This is a genomic window from Endozoicomonas sp. ALE010, assembly GCF_049310165.1.
In the GTDB taxonomy this organism is placed as follows: Bacteria; Pseudomonadota; Gammaproteobacteria; order Pseudomonadales; family Endozoicomonadaceae; genus Endozoicomonas.
In genome coordinates, this window is the sequence record NZ_JBLYNV010000024.1 from 67,032 (window position 1) to 73,031 (window position 6,000).

Below are 6,000 nucleotides of genomic sequence, written 5' to 3' on the forward strand. Positions count from 1 at the left end.
CCACCCCTTGGTAACATTTTGATTTTAAACGATTAAATATCGTGCCAACCATATATTCGAATAGAATATATGGTTCAAAATCAGATGATTACGTTATTTTGGTGGTGAAAGTGGGTTTTATTATTTATTACCGACATTTTCCCTAAAATACTCCGGCTATCGCAAGGAATTATAAACATTCTTGAGCGATCAGGAACCCTCGTCCGGCAGGGTGGGGACGTCACAAAGAGTATTTAAGTACTAAAGTTTCAATTTAAGTGATTTTTTATATCGGAACTACAGTAACATTCAGTTGTCCAAAGATTACCAATTCTGTATTTCCCTGCGGATGGTAAAAAATGAAAGCATCTATAGGTCAAGTTGTCCGACTAAAAACTGATGGTCCAGATAGGGTCATCCAGAGCGTTACATTTGGCCTGAAAAATTATTACTACTGTTAGTCGATTTTTTTGCTATGACAATGGATATTCAAGTTTATTATGGGGGTCAGCATGCTATTTCCGGACTTACCAAGCTGATTAATGAAAATATTTCTAATGAAAATCAAGCCGTTTATGAAGAGGTCAAGTTAGGGACTAGCCTGTTACTTTTAGGCCTCCTTCCAAATGAGGAGCAATGGCTTAGAACTCTTGATAAGAGGCTTGTATGCATAGTGCCCGGTATAATGTCACTGCTTGGTGCAGGTATAACCGTATATCTATCCCCTGATTGTGATACTTCATATATTACAAAAGGTTTTTTTGATGGCGCAAAGGACGTCTTGATTTATTACTCAGCTTCATCTTGCATCATGAATAAAATAACCACGGTAGCAATCGAAACAATTTTCAAATAAATATATCGTTAAACATATTTTTTATTATGGTAAGTGTAACGCTATTCCTTTCTCTAACAGGTGTTCCAGTGAACTTTAAAGAATGTAAAGAAAACACAGAATTATCTCCAAACTCAGTAATCAAATGACCATCAGGAAAAGAGCACTTGGACCAAATTGATTGCCTGGAACCACCAACCCCTGAACTAACCTCTTTCTTTAAAATATATTTTTCTCCCCTATCATCTGAAACTATGTACTGTTCTTTAGTTGGGATTAAGATTGTAGATAAACCGGAATTATACATTGAATCTCTCCATTAACTCATATAAGTGATCGACCGGTATAGGTAACACCCGTTTCATAAGACTATTCAGTTATTGCCAAATGGGTTGAACTATTCCGGTATTCTTGGGTAGTCAGGAAATAGCTTATTTACCAGGATATCTCTTGACTTAAACATTGCGTCTACATAGATTCTGGGTTTGTAACCAGAATTGGAAAAGTCATGAACACCTCCACAATATTGATGTTCTTTTCCAATAATTTCAATTAATTTTTCTTTAATTTTTTCTGCTTCTTCCAGGTTGTTAACCATAATATCGACACCGACATCACCCCATATGATTTCTTTGATAGGAATATCGTTGAGTTTTTCTTGTAAGGCCATTAGTAATTGACTCTCTTTTTCTTCTTTTGTCAGCTTGTCAAAAGACTGTGACTGCTCAACATTTGGTGGTAAAAAGTCATTTCCTGGAAGCTCTTTATTGGTTTTAATAGGCTGTGGATATGTCTCTGTCATATTTCCAACCAAATTTGGGGCAGTTACAAAAGACTGCGTGGATGGGGAAGAATCTTTTTTAACTGGATTTTTATTTTTCTCCGCTGCCAGTTCTTTAAAATATTTTATCAACTGTGGTTTCAACACTTCAAATCCTTCGAAGCACATACCATGAAACTCCTCTTTACACATAATGCAGTAATCGGTAAGTTTCTTTCTTTTCTTTTTATGAGAAAAGCTATTCGAGCTGGCACCATCAGAAATTTCTGCTTCGCCCGAAGCAACCAGAAAATCACCATTTTTAACCGCTGCTGCAACCACACGATTGCCTTGCTTATCGACAATAAAAACCAGCCCGGGGCTATCAAAATCAAATTCAATAGCATTGCTCTCGGAGCCCACGGACCTGGTGGTTATTGCTGTCGTAGTAGCAACTGAAACACGGGCACCTTCCTCATCTATTTTGGCCACGATTGTTTGTTTTGTACTGAGAGAGTCAGGTGTCGGTCCGCCTAATTTCTTTAATTTGTCCGGAGTTATTTTTATACCCCGGAAAGAACCAATCTGATCCAACAGATCGCTGTTCGTACTGTTTATTTTCATTACGGGGAACGTCAGTTTAACTTCTCTGGGTGTGCGGTTAATTGATTTGTCAATCAGATAATCAATGGTCTCTTTAGTAATACTGCCAATGGCATCAGGTGAATCTTGACGCGGTGCTATCGCCACCAGGTAAAGCTCATTCTCTCCTTGCCTGAATGGTTTGGCAATGGCTTCAAATTTTCGGCTACGCTCATCAGAGTAACCTATCTGATCCTTTATACTCATCATTTTGACGTTAATTATGGACCCGTCTGCACACCTGAATGGACGAGACTTAGTGTTACTTGCATTAAACGCATGAGCCCATTTTGCCTTGAGTGACACGACATTGTTTATGGTGGTGTCAATCGAATCCCGAAGGGGATGATTTGCCAGCAATCCAGGGATTTCACCCCCGGTAACTTGTTCGACGTATTGATCCGTCACATCAGCTATGTTTTTATTGCCATCAGAGGTTAGCAGCTCTGCTTTATAGTGCTCAGTGAGGTTATCAACAAAACCCTTTTCGTGGCCCGGATTATATGCGGATGCCATGAAGTTCAATATAGAAAGCATCTGGTCCTTTCGGAAAGGATGCTTTCTGCTGAAACGCCCCAGTTCATTATGGATTGCCGAATCAAGATGTGGTGTCAGTTCTCCTTGAGGTATGTCGAGGATCATTTCCTTATCGTTGTTATCCATGGTTGCCAGTAACATACCCAGTGACGCGGCCAGGCTTGAATCGGACAAAGCAGTGCTGGACTGACCTGCAGGTTTTAATATTTCAAACGCCAGATCACGAATACATGCGCTAACTATTTTTTTAGCTCGATCCTGATGTTCTTGCTGATTACAGGTTGTTGTTTCAATCGATGCACGTGTAGGAACAGTTGGTATTGGGGGTAAGCCGACTGAGTTGAACATTTTGCTACTCCTGATTCTGTTAATGTTAATAACATCCGCAAGGCAAGTATTTTTTATCAGTTCGCTATTGAGGTCTCCTTCCACCACTGAGAAGATTCCATCTTTATTTACTCCAATGGCGCTAAAATCTACAGCGCTAACAAGACTAGTTTAATCACTTTTCCGACGATTGCTCGGCATCCTGATGTTTGTCGTGAGCAATAAGTCGTCGGCAATTACCAACTATTCGTGCTCTGGCTTCAGGTCATGGGCCGCCGAAACTCAACTCTACCTCCTTTTCTGCCCACTTTCTTTTTCTGAAAACTGCCAACTACTCCCTGATGTGTATTATTCTGTAAGGATCATAAACAGAACGGGAAGAAGCGAATGGCTCAGGCCGAGCAGTTACAATTTATGACACCGGAAGCCTATCTGGCGTTTGAACAGCAGGCAGACCAGCGGCATGAGTACGTTAACGGGCTGATCATCGCCATGGCGGGTGCCAGCCGCAGGCACAATCTGCTTACCCTGGCGTTTGCCTCCCTGCTGCGTGCTCACCTGCAGGGCAGCCCCTGCAGAGCTTACTCCAGTGATATGAAAGTGAATGCCAGCCATAAAGGGAATGATGTTTTTTATTATCCGGATGTGATGGTGGCCTGTAACGATTCTGACCAGAACGCCTATGTTGAAGATCAGCCAACCGTGATTGCCGAAGTGCTATCCCCCACCACCGAGGCAAGAGACCGGATGGAAAAGCTTGCAGCCTACACCGCCATCAAGGGGTTGAAGGAGTATGTATTGATCCATCAGGATAAGATTGCCGTAGATCTCTACCAGAGTACCGACAGCGGCTGGGAGATCATCCGCCTGCAGCAGGAGACCGATACCTTGCTGCTCCATTCCATCGGGTTTTCAGTTACGCTTCGGGAGCTTTATGAAGATGCGGTGGGGGTTCTTTAAGTGGTAGTCATCAGTGGGCAGATAAAGACCACTGATCCGCTTTTAATTTTTTTCAGCCATCATCACTTCAGTTGCTTTTATTAATCCGTTGCATAAAGACACTCAACAGCAGGTTGTCGATGAAACTGTTGATTTTATTGCTCATGAGTCGTCCGGTAATGGCACGCATTTACCCATCACGCGCAAACAAACAAAAAACAAGGATAACATACAGCCCGTAGTTGAGCCCTCCTATGCTACTTTGACCGAATTACCCCCTCCGAACTTCTGTCGTCAAGCTGAAGAAATATTAACACTCCATGGCGAAACCATCTCATTGCATGATTTATTATTTTCCAATATACGACGCTGGGGCTTTCATGGAGTTGACACCTGCCAGATTGGATCGCTTGATCACTCTGCCACTTCTTAGTTTTAGACAGTTTTCAGATTTAATTGAATTGCTATTGTTTTTGGTTTGTTTTGCAGCATGCTTACGATTATTTAATTTTACCTTCATTTGTTTTAATCTTGTTTCGTTTCTATTCAAGGTTAGTTTCATTTGTTCTAATCTATCCTCGTTTTCTGTAAAACAGTGAAGTTTAATCACACTGAGATTGTGAGCTGTATGGGCAATAGCTGCTGATAATAATCCATGGTTTTTATATATATTGTTATATTTAAAACCTGCTATAGCTTCAATAAATATATGGGTGAAAGATGGTTTTGCAGTGCAAAGATGTGCAATTCCAAATAGAAAAGCACTAATGATCTCCGGGATATACCCTGCGCCAAAAGGTAGGTTTGATTTTATAAGTTGTGGGCAAATAACCCTGAATAATGCCTCTTCAATGAAGGCATTTTTGAATATTTCCTTTGTAGACAATTTTTCTATAAAACCTTCTTCATAGGGGTTAAAATCTGTTCGTCCTGTTAACTTTTTCTCTACCATTAATAAAGGCCTTGCTAATAATAACTGCACAGGGGTGTATGTTAGCCTCATACCCGTCCCCAAGAAAATTTTTTTAACTTGATCTTGTAATACTTCTATGGATCGATTGCCAGCAAAAGCTTTAATGGATGAATTTACCGCTGGTGCCAATGAAGATATAAAAGGCGATAAATTTGACGATATAACGCCCATAAATAACCACCCTATGCGTTTAGATCAGGAGGTTAGACCATTAAAAATAGTTTTTCCTCAATTCGGGTTAAAACTATTGACGGTAGCAGGTATTACCAAACGCTTGTCACCAACGGGCTCTCTCTCAAATTACGATCTGCAGTAACAAGTGTTGCACCGAGATGAATCGCGGTGGCGGCAATCAAACGGTCCGCCGGATCATTATTAATACTGCTGTCCAGGTTCACGGAGAGCTCTGCAATGATTGGGTTAATAGGGATAACGTCGATTGCTCTTGCCTGTAATGCCAATTGGCAAAAACTCTCGGCGCTCAATTCCAGTTGCAGCCGTCTACGTTTTATCAGCATGGCTACTTCCCAGAGGGTGATATCGCAAATCATCAGCTGGCCTTTGCGATCACCCTGTTGGATGATTTGCTTTGCCTGTTTGCTGAGTTTGTCGTGTTGCAGGGCATCCCAGATAAAGGCACAGGTATCCAATAAAATCATTGCCGGTTTTCCCAGGGTTCATCCAATGGATCGATAATATCGTTGGCAATGGCATTTTTACCCACTTCCTTCAGGGTTTTTCTTGAATACTTCTTTAACGCATCGGGGGCGCAGATGGTCGCCAGTGTTTGACCATTAGAAGTCACGATAAAGGGTTGGCCTTGTTGGGCTTTTTTCAGGTAATCAAGCAGGTTAGCTCTCAGTTCGCTGATATTGACCTGTTCCACTCTTTATTCCTTGTACAAAATCTTTGTACTTCTCAAGCTAGTTCAGCCGGAGTGCTTCTGCAAGAGGCAGTGGGCAGTGGGCAGTGGGCAGTGGGCAGTGGGCAGTGGGCAGTGGGCAGTGG

7 protein-coding genes are annotated in these 6,000 nt (G+C 41.6%); 2 read left to right on the forward strand and 5 right to left on the reverse strand.

The window, feature by feature from the left end; all coding sequences use genetic code 11:
- The first annotated feature begins 460 nt into the window (after positions 1–460).
- Entirely contained in the window at positions 461–835 is a 375-nt protein-coding gene (locus ACO6UY_RS11940; protein WP_422490034.1) for a hypothetical protein, read from the forward strand.
- On the opposite strand, the gene ACO6UY_RS11945 is transcribed toward ACO6UY_RS11940, so the two are convergent.
- The gene (locus ACO6UY_RS11945; protein WP_422490035.1) at positions 828–1,121 is read right to left on the reverse strand and encodes a hypothetical protein; all 294 of its coding nucleotides are present in this window, start codon (positions 1,119–1,121) and stop codon (positions 828–830) included. The genes ACO6UY_RS11940 and ACO6UY_RS11945 overlap by 8 nt on opposite strands.
- 90 nt (positions 1,122–1,211) lie before the next feature.
- Positions 1,212–3,101, reverse strand: coding sequence for a serpin family protein (locus tag ACO6UY_RS11950; RefSeq protein ID WP_422490037.1), 1,890 nt, complete (start codon positions 3,099–3,101; stop codon positions 1,212–1,214).
- Positions 3,102–3,467: 366 nt separating this feature from the next.
- Here ACO6UY_RS11950 and ACO6UY_RS11955 point away from each other — a divergent pair, with 366 nt between their 5' ends.
- Positions 3,468–4,040 carry a Uma2 family endonuclease gene (locus ACO6UY_RS11955; protein ID WP_422490039.1) on the forward strand — a complete coding sequence of 191 codons (573 nt, stop codon included), beginning with the start codon at positions 3,468–3,470 and terminating at the stop codon, positions 4,038–4,040.
- A 328-nt stretch (positions 4,041–4,368) separates the two neighbouring features.
- On the opposite strand, the gene ACO6UY_RS11960 is transcribed toward ACO6UY_RS11955, so the two are convergent.
- From ACO6UY_RS11960 to ACO6UY_RS11970, 3 genes are all read right to left on the reverse strand, one after another.
- Positions 4,369–5,163 (reverse strand): CPBP family intramembrane glutamic endopeptidase, encoded by a 795-nt coding sequence (locus ACO6UY_RS11960; protein WP_422490041.1) that lies wholly within the window; start codon positions 5,161–5,163, stop codon positions 4,369–4,371.
- Positions 5,164–5,255: 92 nt separating this feature from the next.
- The gene (locus ACO6UY_RS11965; RefSeq protein ID WP_422447637.1) at positions 5,256–5,651 is read right to left on the reverse strand and encodes a type II toxin-antitoxin system VapC family toxin; all 396 of its coding nucleotides are present in this window, start codon (positions 5,649–5,651) and stop codon (positions 5,256–5,258) included.
- The gene (locus tag ACO6UY_RS11970) at positions 5,648–5,878 is read right to left on the reverse strand and encodes a type II toxin-antitoxin system Phd/YefM family antitoxin (RefSeq protein ID WP_422447639.1); all 231 of its coding nucleotides are present in this window, start codon (positions 5,876–5,878) and stop codon (positions 5,648–5,650) included. The genes ACO6UY_RS11965 and ACO6UY_RS11970 overlap by 4 nt, the downstream gene beginning before the upstream one ends.
- Positions 5,879–6,000: the final 122 nt, after the last annotated feature.

Excerpts from the sequence above, each read along its gene's own strand:
- ACO6UY_RS11960 (WP_422490041.1), bottom strand. The coding sequence starts at position 5,163 with ATGGGCGTTATATCGTCAAATTTATCGCCTTTTATATCTTCATTGGCA.
- ACO6UY_RS11940 (WP_422490034.1), top strand. The coding sequence starts at position 461 with ATGGATATTCAAGTTTATTATGGGGGTCAGCATGCTATTTCCGGACTT.
- ACO6UY_RS11945 (WP_422490035.1), bottom strand. The coding sequence starts at position 1,121 with ATGTATAATTCCGGTTTATCTACAATCTTAATCCCAACTAAAGAACAG.
- ACO6UY_RS11950 (WP_422490037.1), bottom strand. The coding sequence starts at position 3,101 with ATGTTCAACTCAGTCGGCTTACCCCCAATACCAACTGTTCCTACACGT.
- ACO6UY_RS11965 (WP_422447637.1), bottom strand. The coding sequence starts at position 5,651 with ATGATTTTATTGGATACCTGTGCCTTTATCTGGGATGCCCTGCAACAC.
- ACO6UY_RS11955 (WP_422490039.1), top strand. The coding sequence starts at position 3,468 with ATGGCTCAGGCCGAGCAGTTACAATTTATGACACCGGAAGCCTATCTG.